General features: G+C 41.2%; 25 protein-coding genes and 1 pseudogene. All 26 read right to left on the bottom strand.

Annotated elements, in window-relative coordinates; all coding sequences use genetic code 11:
- Nucleotides 1–296, bottom strand: a pseudogene (locus AC1DVK_RS07620) (NADH-quinone oxidoreductase subunit C); the annotation flags it as partial.
- The gene (locus tag AC1DVK_RS07615) at nt 297–773 is read right to left on the bottom strand and encodes a NuoB/complex I 20 kDa subunit family protein (RefSeq protein ID WP_176431826.1); all 477 of its coding nucleotides are present in this window, start codon (nt 771–773) and stop codon (nt 297–299) included.
- A 26-nt stretch (nt 774–799) separates the two neighbouring features.
- Nucleotides 800–1,174, bottom strand: coding sequence for an NADH-quinone oxidoreductase subunit A (locus tag AC1DVK_RS07610; RefSeq protein WP_061465692.1), 375 nt, complete (start codon nt 1,172–1,174; stop codon nt 800–802).
- Nucleotides 1,175–1,544: 370 nt separating this feature from the next.
- Nucleotides 1,545–1,946 carry a F0F1 ATP synthase subunit epsilon gene (locus AC1DVK_RS07605; RefSeq protein WP_061465694.1) on the bottom strand — a complete coding sequence of 134 codons (402 nt, stop codon included), beginning with the start codon at nt 1,944–1,946 and terminating at the stop codon, nt 1,545–1,547.
- Between the two features lie 25 nt (nt 1,947–1,971).
- Entirely contained in the window at nt 1,972–3,369 is a 1,398-nt protein-coding gene (gene atpD, locus AC1DVK_RS07600; protein WP_061465696.1) for a F0F1 ATP synthase subunit beta, read from the bottom strand.
- An 88-nt stretch (nt 3,370–3,457) separates the two neighbouring features.
- A complete protein-coding gene (locus AC1DVK_RS07595; protein ID WP_089362020.1) occupies nt 3,458–4,318 on the bottom strand; it encodes a F0F1 ATP synthase subunit gamma in 861 nt (286 codons plus the stop codon).
- Between the two features lie 37 nt (nt 4,319–4,355).
- Complete coding sequence (gene atpA / locus AC1DVK_RS07590) at nt 4,356–5,864, bottom strand: F0F1 ATP synthase subunit alpha (protein WP_061465699.1); 1,509 nt, start codon at nt 5,862–5,864, stop codon at nt 4,356–4,358.
- Nucleotides 5,865–5,888: 24 nt separating this feature from the next.
- Nucleotides 5,889–6,425 carry a F0F1 ATP synthase subunit delta gene (locus AC1DVK_RS07585; protein WP_089362021.1) on the bottom strand — a complete coding sequence of 179 codons (537 nt, stop codon included), beginning with the start codon at nt 6,423–6,425 and terminating at the stop codon, nt 5,889–5,891.
- The gene (gene atpF, locus AC1DVK_RS07580; RefSeq protein ID WP_061465704.1) at nt 6,422–6,940 is read right to left on the bottom strand and encodes a F0F1 ATP synthase subunit B; all 519 of its coding nucleotides are present in this window, start codon (nt 6,938–6,940) and stop codon (nt 6,422–6,424) included. Before atpF ends, AC1DVK_RS07585 begins: the two co-directional genes overlap by 4 nt.
- Before the next feature lie 150 nt (nt 6,941–7,090).
- Nucleotides 7,091–7,315, bottom strand: a complete 225-nt coding sequence (atpE, locus tag AC1DVK_RS07575; RefSeq protein ID WP_061141280.1) for a F0F1 ATP synthase subunit C — start codon at nt 7,313–7,315, stop codon at nt 7,091–7,093.
- Nucleotides 7,316–7,387: 72 nt separating this feature from the next.
- On the bottom strand, nt 7,388–8,104 hold the full coding sequence (gene atpB / locus AC1DVK_RS07570) for a F0F1 ATP synthase subunit A (RefSeq protein WP_061465706.1): 717 nt from the start codon (nt 8,102–8,104) through the stop codon (nt 7,388–7,390).
- A gap of 19 nt (nt 8,105–8,123) precedes the next feature.
- The gene (locus AC1DVK_RS07565; RefSeq protein WP_061465708.1) at nt 8,124–8,495 is read right to left on the bottom strand and encodes an ATP synthase subunit I; all 372 of its coding nucleotides are present in this window, start codon (nt 8,493–8,495) and stop codon (nt 8,124–8,126) included.
- A gap of 286 nt (nt 8,496–8,781) precedes the next feature.
- A complete protein-coding gene (locus AC1DVK_RS07560; protein ID WP_477626167.1) occupies nt 8,782–11,010 on the bottom strand; it encodes a S8 family serine peptidase in 2,229 nt (742 codons plus the stop codon).
- 84 nt (nt 11,011–11,094) lie between these two features.
- A complete protein-coding gene (gene wecB, locus AC1DVK_RS07555) occupies nt 11,095–12,237 on the bottom strand; it encodes a non-hydrolyzing UDP-N-acetylglucosamine 2-epimerase (protein ID WP_061465711.1) in 1,143 nt (380 codons plus the stop codon).
- A 22-nt stretch (nt 12,238–12,259) separates the two neighbouring features.
- Nucleotides 12,260–12,889 (bottom strand): uracil phosphoribosyltransferase, encoded by a 630-nt coding sequence (upp, locus tag AC1DVK_RS07550; protein WP_034315825.1) that lies wholly within the window; start codon nt 12,887–12,889, stop codon nt 12,260–12,262.
- Between the two features lie 235 nt (nt 12,890–13,124).
- On the bottom strand, nt 13,125–14,366 hold the full coding sequence (locus AC1DVK_RS07545; protein WP_125159883.1) for a serine hydroxymethyltransferase: 1,242 nt from the start codon (nt 14,364–14,366) through the stop codon (nt 13,125–13,127).
- A gap of 368 nt (nt 14,367–14,734) precedes the next feature.
- Nucleotides 14,735–15,331 (bottom strand): TIGR01440 family protein, encoded by a 597-nt coding sequence (locus tag AC1DVK_RS07540; protein ID WP_477626166.1) that lies wholly within the window; start codon nt 15,329–15,331, stop codon nt 14,735–14,737.
- A gap of 82 nt (nt 15,332–15,413) precedes the next feature.
- On the bottom strand, nt 15,414–15,860 hold the full coding sequence (gene rpiB / locus AC1DVK_RS07535; protein WP_061465717.1) for a ribose 5-phosphate isomerase B: 447 nt from the start codon (nt 15,858–15,860) through the stop codon (nt 15,414–15,416).
- Between the two features lie 127 nt (nt 15,861–15,987).
- Nucleotides 15,988–17,277 carry a methyl-accepting chemotaxis protein gene (locus tag AC1DVK_RS07530; RefSeq protein WP_477626165.1) on the bottom strand — a complete coding sequence of 430 codons (1,290 nt, stop codon included), beginning with the start codon at nt 17,275–17,277 and terminating at the stop codon, nt 15,988–15,990.
- A 22-nt stretch (nt 17,278–17,299) separates the two neighbouring features.
- Nucleotides 17,300–17,743: a low molecular weight protein arginine phosphatase gene (locus AC1DVK_RS07525; protein ID WP_410860619.1), complete on the bottom strand. Its 444-nt coding sequence runs from the start codon at nt 17,741–17,743 to the stop codon at nt 17,300–17,302.
- A gap of 146 nt (nt 17,744–17,889) precedes the next feature.
- On the bottom strand, nt 17,890–18,456 hold the full coding sequence (locus AC1DVK_RS07520; RefSeq protein WP_125159887.1) for a manganese efflux pump MntP: 567 nt from the start codon (nt 18,454–18,456) through the stop codon (nt 17,890–17,892).
- 75 nt (nt 18,457–18,531) lie between these two features.
- A complete protein-coding gene (locus AC1DVK_RS07515; RefSeq protein ID WP_477626164.1) occupies nt 18,532–19,581 on the bottom strand; it encodes an L-threonylcarbamoyladenylate synthase in 1,050 nt (349 codons plus the stop codon).
- A gap of 262 nt (nt 19,582–19,843) precedes the next feature.
- On the bottom strand, nt 19,844–20,728 hold the full coding sequence (gene spoIIR / locus AC1DVK_RS07510) for a stage II sporulation protein R (RefSeq protein ID WP_477626163.1): 885 nt from the start codon (nt 20,726–20,728) through the stop codon (nt 19,844–19,846).
- 275 nt (nt 20,729–21,003) lie between these two features.
- Nucleotides 21,004–21,873, bottom strand: coding sequence for a peptide chain release factor N(5)-glutamine methyltransferase (gene prmC, locus AC1DVK_RS07505; RefSeq protein WP_477626162.1), 870 nt, complete (start codon nt 21,871–21,873; stop codon nt 21,004–21,006).
- The gene (gene prfA / locus AC1DVK_RS07500; RefSeq protein WP_061465726.1) at nt 21,866–22,936 is read right to left on the bottom strand and encodes a peptide chain release factor 1; all 1,071 of its coding nucleotides are present in this window, start codon (nt 22,934–22,936) and stop codon (nt 21,866–21,868) included. Before prfA ends, prmC begins: the two co-directional genes overlap by 8 nt.
- A 159-nt stretch (nt 22,937–23,095) precedes the next feature.
- On the bottom strand, nt 23,096–23,551 hold the full coding sequence (locus AC1DVK_RS07495) for a hypothetical protein (protein WP_089362030.1): 456 nt from the start codon (nt 23,549–23,551) through the stop codon (nt 23,096–23,098).
- Nucleotides 23,552–23,592 lie beyond the last annotated feature (41 nt).

Here is a 23,592-nt window from a genome sequence, read left to right as displayed (position 1 = left end):
TTCGCCTTTTTCCGAGCCAATGCTGCAGCCTTCGCCTTGGCCGCTGCCGCCGCCTTTTGCTTCGCTATATCCGTTTCGMCCTCCGGCTTTTCTGCACTTTCAGCTTTCGCCTTTTTCCGAGCCAATGCTGCAGCCTTCGCCTTGGCTGCTGCCGCCGCCTTTTGCTTCGCTATATCCGTTTCGACTTCCGGCTTTTCTGCCGCTTCCCCCTTCGCCTGTTTTCGGGCTAACGCTACAGCCTTCGCCTTGGCCGCTGCCGCTGCCTTTTGTTTCACTAAGTCTTCCTTCTCACTCATCTATATCACCCGCTTTCCGGTTTTTGCCTCGTAACGGATTTTTTCTTTTAATTTATTGATTCCATAAATAAGTGCAGCTGGGTTTGGGGGACACCCCGGTATATATACATCAACAGGTACAATTTGATCTACTCCTTTGACCACAGAGTATGAGTTCACATATGGCCCTCCCGCAGTTGCACAGGATCCCATTGCAATGACCCATTTCGGTTCTGGCATTTGGTCGTATAATCTACTTATTATTGGAGCCATTTTTTTCGTTACCGTTCCTGAGACAATCATGACATCCGATTGTCTCGGTGATGTCCGAAAAAATGAACCAAAACGGTCCAAATCATAATGAGAGGAACCTACACCCATCATTTCAATTGCACAGCAAGCTAAACCGAAAGTCATTGGCCAGAGCGAGTTACTTCTAGCCCAGCCTTTTATTTGTTCAAGTGTGGATAAAAAAATACTGTGACGCATTTCTTCCATTTCTTTAGCGGTAAGTTCATCTAACTTCAATTCCACTTTAACACCTTCTTTTTCCAAGCGTAGATTAGCCCTAGCATAAGGATAAGGACAAAAAATAGCATTTCAATCAGCGCAAACAGCCCAAGTTCATCGTAGGCAACCGCCCATGGATAGAGAAAAACCGTTTCTACGTCAAATATGACGAACATCAATCCGAATAGATAATACCTGACATTGAATTGAACCCTTGAATCATGAAAAGGCTCGATTCCACTTTCATAAGTCGTATGCTTCATATCTGTAGGTTTATAAGGTCTTAGCAGTCTACCAAGAAATAATGCGATTACAGGTAATAGAATCCCAAGACAAAGAAAAACAAATACAATTAAATAGTTATTTTGGTAAATATGCAGCTGTCCCATGTTCATCTCCCTTTATGGATAAATCATGATAAATGTGCATTAAAAATTTGCTTGTCTTCTTTTTTGTTGGATACCATTTTTAAATATTATGCAGGGTAACATTCTTTTAGAAGCAAAGTGACAAGGAGGGGTATGAAGCAATTGATGTAAGCGTATACATTATATCATCAAGACAATCTAATGTCGACGACCGTAAGGATTAATATGGTAAAAAAACTATATTCCATAATTCGATTTTTATGTCGAATGATCAACAGTTTTTTCCTAATTACGACGTTCAATGACAAAAATCCTCAAAACCATTTGGGTAAATAAAAAAACACCTGATTTTACCACGAATGGTTCAATCAGATGTTTTCATCATTTAAAGTTATCGCATTTCTGCAATTTGGATCCGGTTGATGGCACGTTTAAGCGCTAAATCAGCTCTTTTGGCGTCATTTGATCCATCATTGTTCTGCAATCTTTGTTCAGCACGAGCTTTTGCTTCTTGAGCACGTGCAAGATCGATAGTTTCAGCTCTTTCAGCAGATTGAGCTAAAATGGTTACCACATCAGGGCGAACTTCTAAGAAGCCACCATTTACAGCTACATAGTCTGTGTTGCTTCCATTTTTAAGACGGACAGCACCAATGGTAAGTGGGGCTACAGTTGGAATGTGTCCAGCCATAATTCCCAGCTCACCGCTTTTAGCTTTAGTGCTTACCATTTCAACTTCTGCATCATATACTGGGCCATCGGGAGTAACAACATTGACTTTAATGGTCTTCATTTCATTCCCTCCTAGGTCCCTTTAATTAAGCCATTTCTTTTGCTTTAGCAATAACTTCTTCGATGCGGCCAACTAGACGGAAAGCATCTTCAGGAAGTTCGTCATATTTTCCAGCTAGGATATCTTTGAATCCTTGGACTGTTTCTTTAACTGGTACATAAGATCCTTTTTGACCAGTGAATTGTTCAGCCACGTGGAAGTTTTGTGACAAGAAGTTTTGAATTCTACGAGCACGGGCAACGATTACTTTTTCGTCTTCGCTTAATTCGTCCATACCCAAGATGGCAATGATATCTTGTAATTCTTTATACTTCTGTAAAGTCGATTGAACTTGACGAGCCACTTTATAGTGCTCAGCTCCAACGATTTCTGGGCTAAGAGCACGAGAAGATGACGCCAATGGATCAACTGCAGGGTAAATACCCATCTCAGAAAGTTTACGCTCAAGGTTTGTTGTTGCATCTAAGTGAGCGAAAGTTGTAGCTGGAGCCGGATCCGTATAGTCATCGGCAGGTACATAGATCGCTTGAATGGATGTAACTGAACCTTTATTAGTTGAAGTGATACGTTCTTGTAATTGACCCATTTCTGTAGCAAGCGTTGGTTGGTAACCTACCGCTGAAGGCATACGGCCTAGTAGGGCAGAAACCTCAGAACCTGCTTGTGTGAAACGGAAAATGTTATCGATGAAGAAAAGAACGTCTTGTCCTTGTTCATCACGGAAATATTCAGCCATTGTCAAACCGCTTAGAGCTACACGCATACGTGCGCCTGGTGGCTCGTTCATTTGTCCGAATACCATCGCTGTTTTCTTAATAACACCAGAATCAGTCATCTCGTAGAATAGGTCATTACCTTCACGAGTACGCTCACCTACACCAGCGAATACCGAGATACCGCCGTGCTCTTGTGCGATGTTATTAATAAGTTCTTGGATAAGTACAGTTTTACCAACACCGGCACCACCGAAAAGACCGATTTTACCACCTTTGATGTAAGGTGCAAGTAAATCTACTACTTTAATACCCGTTTCAAGAATTTCAACGGATGTTGATAATTCTTCGAATGTTGGTGCTTGTCTGTGAATTGGATCACGACGCACCTCTGCTGTAAGTGGTTCAAATAAGTCAATGTTTTCCCCTAATACGTTGAAAACACGACCTAGAGTAACTTCACCTACAGGAACAGAAATTGGAGCTCCTGTATCAACAGTCTCTGCACCACGGGTTAAACCATCAGTGGAAGACATTGCTACAGTACGAACTGTATTATCACCTAGTTGAAGGGCTACTTCAAGAGTTAGTCCTGTACCAGACGCTGTATTTTCGATTCTTAACGCGTTATAGATCTTAGGAAGTTGTCCGTCTTCGAATTTCACGTCAACAACCGGACCCATAACTTGAGTAACGCGTCCTATATTCATCGTTTTCCCTCCTAACGTTGCTTATAACGACTATCGAGTTTATGGAACGGCCAAGCTTCGTTCGGGCCGACCGTCCCCTTTAATGATTTTATTCTAAAGCTGCTGCACCGCCGACAATCTCTGTAATTTCTTGAGTAATAGCTGCCTGACGTGCACGGTTATATTGTAATGAAAGTGAATCGATCAATTCTTTTGCATTATCGGTTGCATTTTTCATTGCAGTCATACGTGCAGAGTGCTCACTTGCTTTACCATCTAACAAAGCACCATAAATCAAACTTTCTGCGTACTGAGGTAATAATACCTCAAGAATTTCTTCTGCATTCGGTTCAAATTCATAAGAAGTCAATGTAGCATTGGAAGTATTGAAGTCAGCTAACGGAAGGACTTGCTTTTCCGTTACATCCTGCTGGATTGGACTGACATAATGGTTATAGTACATATAAAGCTCATCACACAGTTCATTCAGATATAAATTCACTGTAGATTTAGCAAGGGCGCTGATGTCAGCGAAAGACGGCTGATCAGGAATCCCAGTTACCTCAAGCTCTACGTGCATGTTACGGCTGACAAAGAAATCACGGCCAACCCTTCCGATTGCGATAATGACGAACTCATCATTGGATTTATGGCGTTCAAGAATAGTTTTATGAACGTGGCGAAGGATACTACTATTGTAAGCCCCAGCCAATCCACGGTCAGATGTGATTACCAAGTAACCGGTTTTCTTAACTGGACGTGAAGTAAGCATTGGATGAGATGCATCCGTGCTTCCGTTCGCAATACTAGAAACCACTTCTTGAATTTTTTCCATATATGGAACATATGCTTTAGCATTAGCTTCTGCACGGTTCATTTTAGAAGCAGATACCATCTGCATCGCTTTTGTAATTTGACTCGTCTTTTTCGTTGAAGTAATCCGAGACTTAATATCGCGTAAAGAGGCCATTCATTCTCACCACCCTTTATAAATTAGTTAGACCTTATTATTCGGAAATAACGAAGTTCTTTTTGAATTCGTTAATTGCAGCAACGATAGCAGCGTCTTCAGGAAGACCTTTAGTTGTGCGAATGTGATCTAATAATTCTGGATGAGAACGATCTAGGAACACATAGTATTCTTCTTCAAAACGAAGGATATCCGATACAGGAATATCATCTAAATGACCTTTCGTCAATGCATAGAAAATCATGACTTGTTTTTCAACTTTGATCGGTTTGTTTAGATCTTGCTTAAGTACTTCAACTGTACGAGCACCACGGTTAAGTTTTGCTTGTGTTGCAGCATCAAGATCAGAACCGAATTGAGCGAATGCTTCCAATTCACGGTATGAAGCCAAGTCAAGACGTAATGTACCAGCAACTTTTTTCATCGCTTTAATTTGTGCAGATCCACCAACACGTGATACGGAAAGACCAGCGTTAATCGCAGGACGTACACCTGAGAAGAACAAATCGGATTGCAAGAAGATTTGTCCATCAGTGATGGAAATAACGTTTGTTGGAATGTAAGCAGAGATGTCTCCAGCTTGTGTTTCAACAAATGGAAGCGCAGTGATTGAACCGGCACCTAAAGTGTCATTCAATTTTGCTGCACGCTCAAGTAAACGGGAGTGCAAGTAGAATACATCCCCTGGGAATGCTTCACGGCCTGGAGGACGACGAAGTAGCAAGGAAAGTTCACGGTATGCAGATGCTTGTTTAGAAAGATCATCATAAACCACAAGAACGTGCTTGCCAGCGAACATGAACTCTTCACCCATAGTCACACCAGCATATGGAGCTAGGTATAAAAGTGGTGCCGGTTGGGAAGCTGATGCAGATACAACGATTGTGTAATCCAATGCACCATTTTTACGTAGTGTTTCAACTGTTCCACGAACCGTTGATTCTTTTTGACCGATAGCAACATAGATACAGATCATATCTTGGTCAGCTTGGTTAAGGATTGTATCGATCGCAACTGATGTTTTACCAGTTTGACGGTCACCAATGATTAACTCACGTTGCCCACGACCGATTGGAACTAATGCATCGATTGCTTTAATACCTGTTTGTAAAGGTTCATGAACAGATTTACGGTCCATTACACCTGTTGCAGGGCTTTCGATTGGACGAGTTTTTGTCGTAGCGATCGGACCAAGACCATCTAATGGTTGTCCAAGCGGATTCACGACACGTCCGATTAATTCTTCTCCAACTGGCACTTCCATGATTCTGCCAGTACGGCGAACTTCACTGCCTTCTTGAATGTCTCTGAATGGTCCAAGAATAACAACACCCACGTTATTTTGCTCAAGGTTTTGTGCTAATCCCATTGAACCATTGGAAAATTCTAAGAGCTCCCCAGACATTGCATTATCTAAACCATGAACGCGTGCGATACCATCACCAACAGTGATAACCGTACCTACATCGCTTACTTTAATTTCCGACTGATAGTTTTCAATCTGCTTTTTAATCAGCGCACTGATTTCTTCAGCTTTGATGCTCATGAATTTCACCCCTATCTGTGAATATTAACCTAATAGTTGTTTGCTAAGGCGATCTAACTTACCGCTAATCGTACCGTCATAAATGCGGTTACCGATTTGAAGTTTGATGCCGCCAATGATATTGCTATCCGTAATATTAGTAATCCGTAAATTCCGTTTGCCGATTTTTGCAGCGAAAGCTGAAGACACAGCTTTTGCTTCAGCTTCAGTTAAAGGATTAACTGTATAAACAGTCGCATCCGCAACTGAATTTTCTTCATTCGCAAGTTCAATGAACTCTTGTGCCATAGCAGTCACTTCATCTGTACGATGACGCTCCACCATTAACATTAAAGTGTTTTGAACGGAAGATGATAGACCTGCAAATGCATTTGTCAATAATTGACGTTTTGCATCGCTTGTCATTTTAGGATGAGCCAAAAAACCTAAAAGCTCTTTATCTTTTGTAAAAACTTCATTCACTATGCGAAGCTCTTCTTCAAGTTGGTTAATGAGATTTTGCTCTTTCGCAATTTGGAAAAGAGCTACAGCATAACGTCCTGCTACAGTTATATCGCTCATTTACCTTCTCCTGCCTCTTGAATATATTCGTTTATTAGTTTTTCTTGATCAGCTGATGAAAGTTCTTTCTCAATCACTTTAGATGCGATCATGACAGATAGAGAAGCTACTTGCTCACGCAAGGCGGCAACTGCTTTTTCTCTCTCTTGAACGATTTCACGTTTTGCTGATTCTTTAACACGTTCAGCCTCTGCACGCGCTTGATTGATAATATCTTCACGTTGTGCTTCGCCTTGTTGTTTAGCATTTTCTATAAGTTGTCCCGCTTCAGTACGAGATTGTTTTACGATTTCACGCTGTTCTTCTAAATACTTCAGTGCTTCTTTTCTACTAACTTCAGCTGCTTCAATTTCATTTGCAACATGCTCTTCACGTTCTTTCATGATGCCCATTAGCGGACCCCATGCAAACTTCTTAAGCAACGCTAACAAAATGATAAAGATTAAAAGCTGGTATATGATATCCCCACCATTAAAGTGGATTGCTTGACCAAGAACAAAATTGCTTGTTAACACGCTCGGTTCACTCCCTTCATGAGATTCACTATTGAAGTTCTGTATTTTCAATTGACACTATCAGTGCCATAAATGTTCACTTTAACACAGAGCAATGGCGAAGGGTCTCCTTGGATCATCTTCGCCATTATTGAACTTTTTCAAGTTATCTTATTTACCTAAAACAATAAACGCGATAACTACCGCGATGATTGGTAGTGCCTCAACTAACGCAATACCGACGAACATTGTAGTTTGAAGCATACCACGAGCTTCTGGCTGACGAGCCATCCCTTCAATTGTACGCCCAACGATAAGACCATTACCAATACCCGCACCAAGTGCACCTAATCCAACTGCGATTGCAGCAGCTATAAGACCTAAAGAACCTGTCATGATAAATTTCCTCCTTGAAATGTTGTTTTATTTTTTTCATCAATATAATGTTCGAAATGAACAATTTTATAATTAATGGTCGTCACTTACTTTATGGGAAAGATAAACCATCGTTAACATAGTAAAAATAAATGCTTGAATCGAGCCAACAAAGACACTAAATCCTTCCCAAGCCATCATTGGAATAAAAGCAGTAACTGCACCTAAAGCGCTACTTGTTCCTAAACCAGCCAGTAAGGTTAGAAGTAACTCACCTGCATAAATATTTCCGTAAAGCCGCAATCCAAGGGTTAACGTATTGGAAAGCTCTTCAATAATCTTTAACGGAAACAAGAAACCCATTGGTTGGACATAAGTTTTGGCATAATTTTTCATACCTCTCATCTTGATACCATAATAATGAGTTAATCCCATTACCATAACTGCCAAGGTTAGAGTTATTGCCGGATCAGATGTAGGTGATTTCCACCAAAGTTCATGTCCTATTACAATCGAGAACGGCAATCCTAACATATTTGAAACAAATACGTACAAAATTAATGTCATTCCCAACATTAGGAACTGACCACCAGTACGCCAATCCATATTGCTGTTTATGATGTTTTTCACAAAATCCATTACCCATTCGATAAAGTTTTGGATTCCTGTTGGCTTCATCGCAAGTTTACGAGTTGCTGTAACAGCAATTATGAAGACAATGAGACTTGCGATAGTCATCATAAGCACATTAGCCAAATTGAAATATATTCCAGTCTCCATAAATTCCCACATAGGAGCTTCATGATTCAACAGTATTCACCTCTCTTCTTTACTTCCTACGTATGTTTTGCATAAAATAATCTATCATAATGACAAAATAAACCGTCATTAATCCCACAACCACACAGACCACTTGAAACTCATATGGATATCTCAATGCAATAATTGCAGCTAAACCCGCTACAGACATTCTAGTTAAACTACCAAGGGAGCGCGTTTTCTTACCTTCCGCAACCTCTTGAGAGAACTTTTTGTTTTTTTTGACCATTGACCAGAATATAAATAGGCTGAAGGCAGTACCAAGCAATAATCCTTGGAAGACTGAATCATATGGAGTGAATCCCACACCAAGTACATAAATACCCATTAAATACAACATGTATTTTAGTTGCCTATTGAACATTTTTTCCAATTCTAGCATTTTGTCATGTAATCTCCCTAGAAATATTGTAGAATCTGTGGTTAGCTAGATGAAGTTTCACGTAACTAGTCCAATTAAAAAGTCAATAATAAACTTCTTTTTGACACGTTATTTACGTATGAAACCCCTCTCATTCTATATCCTTTGTTAGCATACAATAGGCAAGAATCATTGTCAATGAGTGGTTAGTGAAATTTGTCACAGGTTTGTAATTATTAACGAATTGTTCACAAATTATCTTTTTTATACTATTGACAAGCGTTTTATTTTACTTATTGTCCCGAGTTCACTCAATAAGTAACGTCTTTTCTATCCGATCTTCCCTTCCGCCCTTCCTGGCAAAGATTATTGCTTTATACACTCCTTTAGGCGGCAAGTTCTTTTTCAACACTTCTTTTTTGATCAAACCGGAAGGTGCCGGTCTCGACCAATCCAAATATCCCACGAATTTCAAGCTATCTTCTTCATATAGGGCAACCCCGAATTCATCAGCCCCCCGGGGAAGGTACATTTCGTATCGATATGTGTCTTTCTGGTCTCCTTGGCCAAAATCAAAACCCATTACCCTTGGATAATCAGGTTCTTCTTTTACATATAAATAAGGAAGGGATATTCTTTTGGTTCCTTCCATTATAATAAGGTATCCATCAAAGACTCCTTTCCTCAGCTTGGCTGGGTTGACCTGCAGTCCCACTTTAATCGTTTTCTTTTCCTTTGGATTCAAAGTAAGGGATTTCGGCAATTCCCAAGTGAGTCCCGTCTCTTTTAATGGGACCATAAAAGAGTACTTCATCATGTTCTTTCCGGTATTTTCAATGACTATCGTTTCATGATGCTCTTCAATTCCATCTTTTTTTGTATACATCCCGAATGACAATGAACTTGGATTCAAGAGCGTATCCGCTTTTAGAGCCTCGTCGATCTGGATGCGCCCAGCCCCCTGTTCGTATGTATGATACAATTGTTTTCCAGATTTCCTCAATGGCTTGGAAGTACTCATCAACGCAGATTTCACTTGATCTGGAGTCCATTCCGGGTGTTTTTGCAGGATTAACGCGCATGCTCCTGCAACATGCGGCGCGGACATACTTGTTCCATCCAGGGACATATATCCTTTAGGAATGGTGCTTTCAATTTCCACTCCTGGTGCCAATACGTCAGGCTTTATTTCCCATGATACGGTTACCGGTCCCCTAGAGCTAAAATCAGCGAGCCTATCTTGTTCATTCTTATAAACAAATTGAACGGTTTTACTGTGATCTTGCTCCATAACTTGCTTAAGTTGCAACCCATCTCTTCTATTAATAGAAGCAGCTGGTATATTCATTTCTTTTTCCAAGGTTCCAGTAAAGGTCCCGCTCGTATTATTATAAACAATTACCCCTTTTGCACCTGCCTTTTCCGCATTGGATACTTTTTGCTGAAAAGTAAGTGTGCCTCGCTCCAACAACACAATCTTATCCTGAACATGCTTCAGGTCACTTTCATTTCCCAATCCCCCATATATGACATCCTCGGAAAATGTCAGGTTCCACTTTTTGGAGCCTTGAAACAAGGTTAAGTGAGATTGATACTTTTTCGAGCCAAGTCCGTAAACCATATATGGAACCCTTAAGGGGGGAGTCGATGCCCCAACGGAAATCGCTTTTTCTGCTGTTCCGGGTGATCCGACGGTCCAAACAGCCGGACCGGAATTCCCGTTTGATGTCACGGCAACGATCCCGCTTTCCACAACCTTATTCAAAGCAAGAGAAATAGGTAAATCAGGGCCATTGACGTTATTCCCCAGAGAGAGGTTCAATACATCCACATTATCCTTCATGGCCGACTCAATAGCAGTCAAGACTTGCTCTGTATCTCCTGCACCACCTGGTCCCAAAGCCCGATATGCATATATCTCCGCTTCTGGCGCGACTCCTTTCATTTTTCCATTGGCCGCAATGATACCTGCCACATGAGTTCCATGTAATGTATCCAGATCGCCTTGATTTTTGGTTTCCATCGGGTCCTCATCACCATCAACTAGATCCTTCCCTCCTTTATAAGCACGGTCTAAATCTGGGTGTGTATAATCAATTCCAGTATCGATGATTCCTACTTTTACCCCTTTCCCGGTGATTCGATGATTCTCCTTATCGAAGAACCCCCTCACCCTGCCTCCTCCTATGTATGGCACACTTTTATCCAACACGGCATGATACATGGATACTTCCGTTACAGTCTGAATTTCATTCTCCTTTTTGAGTTGTTCTATTTCATTCAGTTTCCCATGTAAAGAAAAACCATTCAGGGCAACCGAATAAACATTCCGCAATTGAAGGGAAGGATATTTTTCAATCAGTTTACTGATCTTTTTTTGCTGAAGTTCCCTATCCAAAGTGACAACTACCGTTACTTCCTTAGCTTCAGATATTTTTGGTAAAGGCGGCAGAGTGACGGACGCCAATCCCTTTTCATTTGAATAAATACATATAAAAACGAAAACAAACACTATGAACGTTTTCTTTCTCAACATAAGCACCCCCCTTAGCAGTTATCTTTTCTCAACAACCTTGGAGTATGCAAATAAAAAAGGAAAAGCCACGTGGCTTTTCCTTTTTTATGAATCAAATCTAGTTGGCGGTATATTTATTTGCTTAAAATAGTATCGGATGGCTTCAGCAATACGGGCCGAAGCATTTCCATCCCCATATGGATTTGAAGCCTTGGACATTTTTTCGTGTTCCCCTCGATTGGTGAGCAATTCATGTGCCATATTGAATATGGTTTGTTCATCAGTACCCGACAACCTTAAGGTTCCAGCTGCAATTCCCTCTGGGCGTTCAGTCGTATCCCTCAAAACAAGAACAGGTACACCTAGTGACGGTGCCTCTTCTTGGATTCCTCCAGAATCGGTCAAAATCAGATAAGCTCTTGAAGCGAAGTTATGGAAATCCAATACATCCAGCGGCTCGATTAAATGTACCCGTGGATCGTCCCCGAGAATTTCGTTTGCTAATTCTTGAACAAGAGGATTCAAATGGACTGGATAAACCACTTGAACGTCCTCATGCTCAGCAATGATTCTCTTGACGGCCCTAAAGATATTCCTCATGGGTTCCCCTAGATTTTCTCTGCGGTGGGCGGTAAGTAAAATGAGCCTGTCTTCTCCAAGTCCATTTAAAACCGGATGGGAATATGTGGACCGCACAGTCGTTTTTAAAGCATCTGTTGCCGTATTTCCCGTCACGAAGATATTGTCTTTCTTGTTTTCGTTCAGCAGATTCTCCTCCGCTTTTGAAGTCGGTGCAAAATGCAAATCCGCCATCGTACCGGTAAGCTGCCGATTCATCTCTTCCGGATAAGGGGAATACTTATTCCATGTGCGCAGCCCCGCTTCTACATGCCCAATGACGATCTGATTATAAAAAGCAGCCAGACTTGCGACAAACGTTGTGGTTGTATCACCGTGGACAAGAACAATATCGGGTTTAGCTTCCTTCATTACGGAATCAAGACCATTTAATGCTCTTGTTGTAATGTCAGCAAGCGTTTGCCTTTCCTTCATTATGTTCAAGTCATAATCCGGCTGAATGGAAAATAATTCGAGAACTTGATCTAACATTTGGCGATGCTGAGCCGTAACAGCAACGATCGGCTTGAAATATTCTGGGTGTTTTTGAAATTCGAGTACTAAGGGAGCCATTTTGACAGCTTCTGGTCTCGTCCCGAAAATTGTCATGACCTTTATCGGTTTGTTCATTCGTGACACCTCAGTTTCTTTCTTATTTTGTGCCGAATAAACGATCTCCTGCATCTCCAAGACCCGGAACGATATAACCATGTTCATTCAGTTTTTCGTCAAGTCCCGCAATATAAATATCAACATCAGGATGGGCTTCTTTTAGTGCTTCTACACCCTCTGGCGCTGCGATCAAACACATGAATTTAATGTTGACTGCACCGCGCTTTTTAATGGAATGGATCGCTTCGATGGCTGAACCGCCAGTTGCTAACATCGGGTCAACGACAATGCATTCTCTTTCTGCCAAATCACTTGGCATTTTCGCATAATATTCAACTGGTTTCAATGTTTCAGGATCACGGTAAAGTCCAACATGTCCAACCTTTGCAGCTGGAATCAGTTTAATGATTCCGTCCACCATCCCTATGCCTGCACGTAAAATCGGGACGATCCCCACTTTTTTACCAGAAAGCATTTTCACTTTCGCCGTGCTTACAGGTGTTTGGATTTCCACCTCTTCCAGTGGCATATCCCTTGTAATTTCAAATGCCATCAATGATGCAACTTCGTCCACTAGTTCGCGGAATTCTTTTGTTCCTGTATTTATATCACGTATATAGGCTAATTTGTGTTGAATTAACGGGTGATCGAAAACATAAACTTTTCCCATTCAGCATCTCTCCAATTCCATTGCTTATTTTTGCGCTTTTTTATGATTTCCCTAATTGAATAGAAAAATTGTCGTGTCTTTTATAATTCACTTCAACCTATTTTACAGAAAAATGTTTCAATCTTCAATAAAGGTTTAGATGTCAGACCTTTTTTGCTATTCGCACTATTCTAATATACTCACCTTCTTTAAAGTACAAAAAAACCACTCCCTTTAAAAGGGAGCGGCTCCGATATTACATTGAAGGATATAATTCAAATTTGCTCGTTAATGATTCAACGCGCTGTTTTGCTTCTTCAAGTTTAGCTTCGTCTTCATTATTTTTTAAAACAAGTCCGATGATTGAAGCTATTTCATCCATGTCTTCCAACCCGAAGCCACGCGATGTCACTGCAGCAGTCCCAATACGAATACCACTTGTAACGAATGGTTTTTCCGGATCATAAGGAATCGCATTTTTGTTAACTGTAATACCGATTTCATCCAAAACATGTTCTGCGATTTTTCCTGTTAATCCTGTTGAGCGCACATCAAGAAGAATCAAGTGATTGTCCGTTCCATCAGAAACAAGGGTGAATCCTTCTTTCTTCAAGCCTTCGCCCAAGCGTTTAGCATTATCGATGATTTGTTGTGCATACACTTTAAAATCATCTTGAAGCGCTTCGCCGAATGCAACAGCCTTAGCGGATATCACATGCATCAATGGCCCACCTTGAATACCAGGGAAAATGGATTTATCAATTTTCTTACCGAATTCTTCTTTACAGATGATCATTCCTCCGCGTGGTCCGCGAAGTGTTTTGTGAGTAGTTGTCGTTACAAAGTCTGCATAAGGAATTGGACTTTGATGCAATCCTGCTGCAACTAAACCTGCGATATGCGCCATATCGACCATTAAATAAGCTCCAACTTCATCTGCAATTTCACGGAATCGCTTGAAATCAATTTCACGTGGATATGCACTTGCACCAGCTACGATCAATTTCGGTTTATGCTGACGGGCTTTCTCCAATACATCATTGTAATCAATACGGTGATCTTGTTCGTCTACACCATATTCAACAAAATTGTAGTTAACACCACTGAAGTTAACTGGACTTCCATGTGTTAAGTGGCCGCCATGAGAAAGGTTCATCCCAAGCACTGTGTCGCCAGTTTGAAGTACTGTAAAGTAAACGGCCATATTAGCTTGAGCTCCAGAGTGAGGCTGTACGTTTACATACTCCCCGCCGAAAATTTCTTTTGCACGCTCACGTGCTAGATCTTCAACGATGTCAACATACTCACATCCGCCATAGTAACGTTTTCCAGGGTACCCTTCTGCATACTTATTAGTTAAGACCGACCCTTGCGCTTCCATAACAGCTTCACTTACGAAGTTCTCAGAAGCAATAAGCTCAATCTTACTTCTTTGACGCCCTAATTCCAGTTGAATAGCGTTAAACACTTGCTCATCTTGCTTAGCTAAACGATTCATTCCGTAATTCCTCCCCAAATTGTGCGTGATTCGCTTTTTAGTATTTATGTGCAACATGCCTTCTAAAAGACATGAAAAAGCCTTACATAGTTATTAGAAAATTCTACTCCATTTTAACATGTCTAATTTAGAAGTGATAGTCTAATTTTATCGAACATTAGATGTTTTTTTATTAAAAAATGTTCGTATTTAACAGTTAAATTAAGTTAAATAGCTCTTTTACCCTATATTTAATCAGCGAAAAAACCATTTTATTGGCACTAAAAATTTAAGGATTTTTTGTGAACATTATCTTAAGCTTTACACTTTCACTATCATTCTATACGAAAAACAGCATTCCCCACCCGAGAAATGCTGTCTAACTTTACCTATAAAGTACAACTCTTGTTTTCAATGAGGTCCTGATAAACGGCCCGTTCCCCGCCTATTAGTTTCGGGCGGGTTTTTGCCATGGTCACATGTGCATGTCCTATTTCTTTAATGGAAGATCGAACTGGAACCGCCACATGCTTTAAATGCATGCCAATGAAGGTATCCCCAATGTCTATCCCCGCTTCCGCTTTAATATGCTCAACGACGACAGCATCCTTCCATTGTTGATAGGCGAACGTTGCCATCGATCCACCAGCTGTTCTGACCGGCACAACCGAAACTTCTTCATAATCGTTTCGCACTGCGGTTTCCCTTTTCAAAACCAGGGCCCTATTTAGATGCTCACAACATTGATATGCAACCTGAATGCCCGTTTTTTCTTGAAAATCCCTCACTACGGAATAAACCATCCCCGCAACGTCGAGCGTCCCTTCCGTACCGATTCGTTTTCCGATCACTTCACTTGTACTGCAGCCGATTACCAGTAGCTGGTTTTCTTTTAAAGCTGCCTCTTCTTGAAACTCATGTAATAGTTTCCGAAACTGGTTTTCCCATATCTCAAGCTCATTCGAAAATATAGCATCATTTGTCATGAAAACGCATCCTTTCAATAAGAAAACTTGCTATTGGAAGAAAAGAGTGGACTCTCTAAATTCTTTTCCAGAACCTTAACGATTAGCTGTGTTTACCTTCATACTCCGCTATCTTACCAATCCTGTTTTGATGACGTCCGCCTTCGAATTCCGAAGTCAGCCATGTTTGTGCAATTTCCCTGGCAAGACCCGGCCCAATGACACGTTCCCCCATAGCTAACATATTGGTATCATTATGCTGACGGGTCAACTTTGCACTATAGACATCATGAACCAATGCACAACGTATCCCTTTGACCTTATTAGCCGCAATGCTCATTCCAATTCCAGTACCACAGATTAAAATCCCCCGATCGAACTCACCCTTTGCAACTTTTTCTGCAACCGGCAATGCATAATCCGGATAATCCACTGACGTACTGCATTCACAGCCAAAGTCCTCAAATGGAATCTGTAATTCATTCATTAAATTCTTTATTTCTTCACGGATATGTATGCCACCATGATCCGAAGCAATCGCAACTTTCATCAAAATCCTCCCCTAGCTTTTTTATTTGATTTTATTGTGTCACAAAATTATGAAAAGATAAAGGACGGCCAACCTTTTTCTCCCGTAAAGAAGCAGGAAACCAACTAAGGTTTCCTGCTGAAAAATGTCAAGTGTTAAAGCGTGTAATGGTCCCATTCAACTTTTCCGCTTGCACTTTAAGGTCCATCGCCGATTTTTTGACGTTTTCCATGACTATTGCTTGTTCGCTCGTCATAGCTGTTACTTCTTCCGCTCCAGCAGATGTTTCTTCTGCAATGGCAGCCACCTCTTGGGACTGCCTAGATGTTTCTTCTACACTTTCCATTTGACGGTCAACAAGCTCAGTAATATCTTTTACTGCAACGACCACATTATGTACCGTTTTTGTCATTCCTTCTATCGCTATATCCGTATTTGTCCCTTTTTGGGCTTCTTCATTTGCCGATATGACCTGATCGCCGATTTGTTTCACAACTGCCTGGACCTCATCTTGAATATTTTGAACCAGATTCGAAATGCCCTGAACAGCTTTTGCACTCTGATCAGCTAACAACCGGACTTCTTCGGCTACAACTGCGAACCCTTTTCCATGTTCTCCTGCCCGTGCAGCTTCAATGGAAGCATTCAATGCCAGCAGGTTCGTCTGTGCCGCAATCTCGCCGACAAGTTCGATGATTTGCTCCACCTTTTTTGCATTTTCCTCTAAACGATTGACTGTTTTCAGCGACTTTTGATTTTCTTTAGCCAATTGTTTAATGCCATGAACCAAGGAATTGACTGCCGCTTTGCTCTGAACAAGTTCTGCAGCCATATCACTGGATAGTCCAACGGATTCCTGTGCTTTGCTTTGAACCTTTTTGGCAATCATGACGACATCATCAATGGATTCAGCAGTATTCATGATGGAAGCGGCAGATGAATCCGCCCCTTTTGAGATTTCCTCTATGGTTTTTGCTATATTATCTGCCTGTTCGGATGCTTTTGAAGATTCTTGAGAGATATGGAGGACCTTTTTGTTGGTCTCACGGAAATTCTCTTCAATATTCCAAACCATGTCCTTAAGGTTAGAAAGCATATGATTGAAAGCAGTGCCTAATGAACGGATTTCATCATCCGTCTTCGATAACACCACTTCTTCGTTTATACTTCCATCAGCAGCACTTAATACGGCTTTTTCTAGTCTTTTTAGTGGTTTAGTAATAAGACCAGAAGCAAAAAACGAAAGAATCCCCGACCACAATATGCCTAATGAAAGCGTCCCTACACTAAAACTTAGCGAACTCGTTTTTTCAAAAAACATTGGATGGATCACGAAAATAAAAAATGCCGAGGTTGAATAGGTGGTCAGAGCAAGGACTGTAGTGAAGATAACCAATTTTTTTCGCAAGCCAAACTTATAATGTGTTCTTTCCTCCATACCGCTCCCCCCTGTAGACTGTTTACTCTTTCAGCCTTATGACTAATTCTTCTATTAATTCCTGCAGCTCCCTGAAGGTTTCCCGATAGATGCCTTCAGAACCGCCAAACGGATCTATTATGTCTCTATCATATTTATCGTCAATAACGAATTCTTTTAAAGTAAAAGTCTTATCGATCATCTTAGGATATGTACGGATAATGACCGCTTTATGCCCTTCCGTCATGGTGAAAATATGAGTCGCCCACTCCATTTCCTTCTCGGATAAAGGCGTTGAATGATGATTATGCACTATGTCATTCTCAACCAATACATTTTTAGCATGCATGGAAGCATCCTGGCCCATTGAAGCATAAACACCAGCGGACTTCACTTCAACACCTGCAATATGCTTATTTTTTAATATCGCTTCTGCCATGGGGCTTCTGCATGTGTTACCTGTACATACAAATAATACTCGGATCATATTAACGCCTCCTTTTTATTCATTATAAGCTATCGCCCGTTCTATATAGGCAAAAAAATAAACACTCTCTTTATGTCATGAGAAAAATAAAAACCGTCCCGATAATCGGAACAGTTGAGGAAGGAAAGGTATGAGGTCAAGTGGATTTAAAAAGAGAACAATAATTTTAATCCAAACGCACACAGGATGCTTCCGCCAAGAATCTCACTATAAACTCCGAGCACCCCCTGTATTTTTCTACCCAGTAATAGCCCTCCCCACGTTAACAGAGTGGCAGCCAACCCAAAACAAAGAATGGTTATAATCGTTTTCGCACCGTAAATCCCCAGGGTTAATCCTACTGAGAAGCTATCCAGGCTTACCCCTAAAGCAAAAATGAATAAGCCTTTCCCGACAGGAGCCAGCATCTTAATTCCCCTGGCATCAGCTTCACCCTTTTTACCCGGGATGAACATCTGTATACCAAGAATGATCAACAAGAGACCTCCGGCGTATGTAGCAAAGGTCCCGAATTTTTCTGAAATGAAACGACCAGCCCCCATACCAAGCAAGGGCATCCAAATATGAAAAATACCTACTATCAGCCCTATAAAAAATACTTGCCTCAACCTTAGCTTAAACATTCCCATTCCTAGGCCGACGGAAAAGGCATCCATTCCCAACGCGAATGCCATGAGCAATAAGGTGATGATTTCCCCAGCAAATGTATTCATTCCAATCCTCCCTCGGACGTGCCTATTACATGTTATGCATGTCCGAAAAGAAATAGAAGAATAAATCAGTCCTTGTTACACTTGTTCCTCGATGATTTGATGACCTGCCGCCTTCTCAAGCCGGTTCATGACAGCAGCCCCGATACCGTAGTCAGGAAACATTTCACTGAAAATGATATCGACCTCCAGCTCATCAAATTGTCGTAAAGTATCATATAAGCCTGTCGCAATTGTATGTAAATCCGATAAAGAACCTGGGGCAACCACATAATCCGCATTATAATCCTGTTGATGTTCTAAAGCCGTTATGATGCCTACCCTTAACCCGTCATTTCTTTTTTCATTCACAAGCCTCTGAAGGAAAGATTGATTACCCTTGACTAAAAATAGAGGGGCTTTTGGAGCATAGTGGGTATATTTCATGCCCGGAGCTTTTGGCGCCGTTTCCTGATTCTTCAAAGCGACATCTTGCCTAACTTCTCCTATTACCGCTTCCAACTGTTCCAAGGTCACCCCACCAGGCCTTAAAATAACAGGGACTTCCACAGTGCAATCCAGTACTGTGGATTCTACGCCCACACCCGTAGTACCGCCATCGACAATGCCTGCAATCCGGCCCATCAAGTCATCTTCAACATGTTTGGCTGAGGTGGGGCTTGGTTTTCCTGAAGTATTTGCACTTGGAGCCGCAATGGGCAAATCACTCGCACGAATAAGACCGAGGGCAACCTGATGATCTGGCATCCTGACAGCCACCGTGTCCAATCCAGCTGTCACAAGGGTTGATAGCTGGCCCGGTTTTCGTTTCATGATCAAAGTCAAAGGACCCGGCCAAAATTCCGCCATTAGCTTCCGTGCCTTTACCGGGATCTCTTCTACAATACCTGACAACTGGTCATCTGAGGCTATATGAACGATTAAAGGATTATCACTCGGACGCCCTTTTGCTTCAAACACTTTTTTGACCGCCTCGTCACTTTTGGCATTCGCGCCCAGTCCATAAACGGTCTCTGTAGGAAAGGCAACCACTTGATTAGCCATTAATAATTCAGCTGATTGTGTAATCTGGGGATAACTTTGTAAATTATCCACATTTTTATCCACTGACCAAACTTTCGTTTTCATTTTTAACACCATCGCCTTTTAACATTTCTTATTTTATATGATTGCTTTTATATGAACGATATTTTCAACTTATCTTACTAATTTTACTTAAAAGATACTTTGAAAGTATAAAAGAAGTATACACATAATTCAAGTGTTATCCACAAATTGGGGATAACTATATCGAATCCGTGGATAAGTTTGTGGATATTAAAGATTAATGACAGACTTTTTTGATTTTTTGTTAATAACCCTGTGGATATGTTTTTTAAATTATCTGATCTTAAAAAAGCTCATTGAAGATTTCTGCAAATAAGGACTTCACTTCTACCTCAGGCTCCTTTTCACCTTCATATAATTGTTGCCCCTGTTCATTGGATGCTGCAAGCTGCTTCTCTTTGTTTTCCTTAACATTCCCATCAATGACTTCCTCCGTTACTTCCTCGTTCCCCTTTACTTCTGTCACTTCTTCTTTTACCTCTGGCTCGATAACCTTTACCGTTTCTTCCTGTACTTCCTCTTTTACACTTTCATCTTTTACCTTTTCTTCAACTTCTTCCTCTTGAACAGGTTCTTTCTCTTCATTCGTTGCAGCATAAGCCTTCCCTCCCGAAGTTACGGATTCTTTCTCTTCATCCTCGACAATCGGACTTTGACTTACAGCCGTCCCATTTGAAAAATCCAAGAAACATAATGGAGGAAATAACACACACCACCAATTAGCCCCTTCCCCTTCACCCAGTGTAATGATCACAGCTTCATAATCCCCTGCCGGATATAAATACTGCCCGTAAAGTTTTGTTGGAAATTCTGCTTGTCCAAAATCTACTTTTACTGACTGTTCCAAACCATGTTCCTTTATAACCGCCTCAGCCGTGGCCTGGATATCCGGCAGATGTGAGGTGATCACATCCCTCGCGTCATCCAAAGAAGTAAGCTCCTCGACCCACTTTGTGATATCTTTATTTACCTCGTCCCTAATCAGCCGCTTAACCGATTGATCCTCTTCTGTATCACTATTAGCAAGTATCCGCAGACGAATCGCCTCATCCGGGATCACCATCGTTTCCTCTGCACCGACCATTTCCGCTTTAGGCATATATATACTTACGATCGTTCCTATAGTTAAGATTAATAGATAAATAATGGCTAAATGTTTAGTTTTCATCGCCTTCGCCCCCTCACATGAATTAGTCTCACCATTTTCCAGCTATCTTAAACTAGTAAAAATCAAAAAAGTTGATAGTTGGAAATATAGATTCCAATTGGATAGTGAGGGGGGAGATTATAAAAAAAAACCGCCTCTAAGTAGAGACGGATCCAGACTGTAGACCAACTCGATATTTTATTGATTTTTTTGCCTACTTTTTTTTGAGGGTTTGCACTATTAGAACGTTGATTGGAACGCAGGGCACTCGCTTTCCGTCCCAAAGAAGAGACGAATTATTTTAATACGGCAAAGACCATTCTATCTTTTTCGTTAATGTCATTTACAATGGATACTTCTGCGGCGGGAAAGGTTCGCTTCAATAAATCGGCAACCGCCTGACCCTGTCCAGTACCCACTTCAAAACCGATCAGTCCAGGCACATTCATGATTAGAGGTAACTGTTCCATAAAACGGCGGTAAAAATCCAGCCCGTCGACACCAGCAAATAATGCACGATGTGGTTCATGGCCTGTTACGACTACAGACATGGATTTTTGATCATCATTTGGTATATATGGCGGATTCGATAAAAGGATGTCCACCTTCTGGTTCGTGTTAATGAAAGGCTGAAGCAAATCACCCTGCATGAACTGCACTTCGGCACCAAGTGATTCAGCATTTTCCCTCGCTACTTCAAGTGAAGGATCTGCTATGTCCGTGGCCATCACCAACAAGCTTGTTTTTTCAAGTTTCATCGTAATGGCGATTGCACCGCTGCCCGTCCCAATATCCGCTAATCGGAGCTTCTGTCCCTCCATAAAAATGGCCGGGAGCTTACGTAATGTATAATAAATCAATTCTTCCGTTTCAGGTCTCGGTATCAGCACTTCCTCATTTACAAAGAAGGTCCGTCCATAAAATTCTTCACTGCCTATTATATATTGGATGGGTGTTCCATCAGCATGAAGCTCAATAGCTGCCTTAAATTGTCCAAAATCATCTTCACTAAGCTCATCATGAAGGTTGGCTAGTAGCTGGGAGCGAGTTTGTTTTAATAAATGCTGTAACAGGATTTCCCCTGCATTGGCGTCACGATCATTTTCCTTTAAAAAAGAAGAAGCCCACTTAAGGGCTTCAAACACTTTCAGGCCAGAATTATTCATCTGCATTTTCCAGCCTTGAAGATTGGTCTTCCATGATTAAAGCATCCACGACATCATCCAGTTTACCTTCCATGATTTGATCCAGCTTTTGAATCGTTAAACCAATGCGGTGGTCAGTAACGCGGTTTTGCGGGAAGTTATACGTGCGAATCCTTTCGGAACGATCGCCCGTACCAACAGCAAGCTTCCTATTTTGATCATATTCCGCCTGCACTTCGCGATGGATTTTATCATACACCCTGGCACGCAAAACCTTCATCGCTTTTTCTTTGTTCTTGATTTGTGATTTTTCATCTTGACAGGATACAACCGTATTAGTCGGAATATGAGTCAATCGCACCGCTGACATGGTCGTATTGACACTTTGCCCTCCAGGACCGCTTGATGCAAAGGTATCGACACGAACATCCTTATCATGGATCTCGACTTCCACTTCCTCAGCTTCGGGCAAAACGGCAACCGTTGCTGTAGATGTATGAATTCGTCCACCTGATTCAGTTTCAGGCACTCGCTGAACCCGATGGGCTCCATTTTCGAATTTCAATTTTGAATAAGCGCCATTGCCATTAATCATGAATATGATTTCCTTGTAGCCTCCAAGCCCGGTAGGACTTGCTTCAATGACTTCAGTCCGCCAGCCCTGCACTTCTGCAAAACGGCTATACATTCGGTATAAGCTACCTGCAAATAAAGCCGCTTCATCTCCGCCTGCCGCTCCGCGGATCTCCATGATTACGTTCTTATCATCGTTAGGGTCTTTCGGAATGAGCAATATTTTCAGTTTATCCTCAAGGCCTTGTATGGTCTCTTCGAGTTCATTGATCTCTTCTTTTACCATTTCACGCATATCCGCATCAAGTTTGTCCTCCAGCATAGCCTTAGCTTCCTGAAGTTGCTCACGAACCGCTTTATATTCTTTATAAGTCGATGCGGTCTCTTGAATACTGGATTGCTCCTTAGAATATTCCCTTAGCTTCTTATTGTCATTAATGATCTCCGGGTCACTTAATAGTTCATTCAATCTTTCATATCTATCTTCTACTGCTTGCAATCGATCAAACAAATTATTCACCTCATAATTTTCCAAAACATCTGAAACGAATTGGAAGTAATCCATCTTTTCTAACTATAAATAAGTAGTTCAGTGCCCCAGCTCAGTTCACTTCTAGGTTAATTATAGTATAGGTGAATAATCAACGTCAAAGAGGATTCAAAATTGTGGTTATTTCTTTAACTTAACATCTATTTTATATTGGGGCACAACCCTGGTTATCATGTCTTGAATTCGCCGCTTTTCCTCATTTCTTTTCTCTTCCGTCTTGATTTCGCCTTTATCATGGACCGTAACATGTATGGTATTGCCATTTAACCACACGGTGCCCGCTTCATATTTAGTTTTCGACTTAACGACCTCTCGGATTTTATCAATTTCCTGCCCCATGGAAGGGGAATTATTCGATGTTTGATGCGGAGTGTTTAGGACTTGATCCGATGGCCGTTCCGTTTCATTGTCCCAATCATTATTAGACATACGTTTTAAACCTTTGCCAACAAAATCTTTTCCATCCCGGGATTGATCGCCATATTCCGAATCATTATTTATTGCATTGTCATTTTGACCGCATGCTGTTAGTGCAGCAAGAAAAAAGGCCATCATAAAAACCAGTATTGATTTCATATTTTTCCCCTCCATTTTGACTAGTTAAACAAGGACATTTC

The sequence above is a fragment of the Peribacillus sp. P4_B1 genome (assembly GCF_056402395.1).
This window is presented reverse-complemented; position numbering and strand designations above follow the sequence as displayed.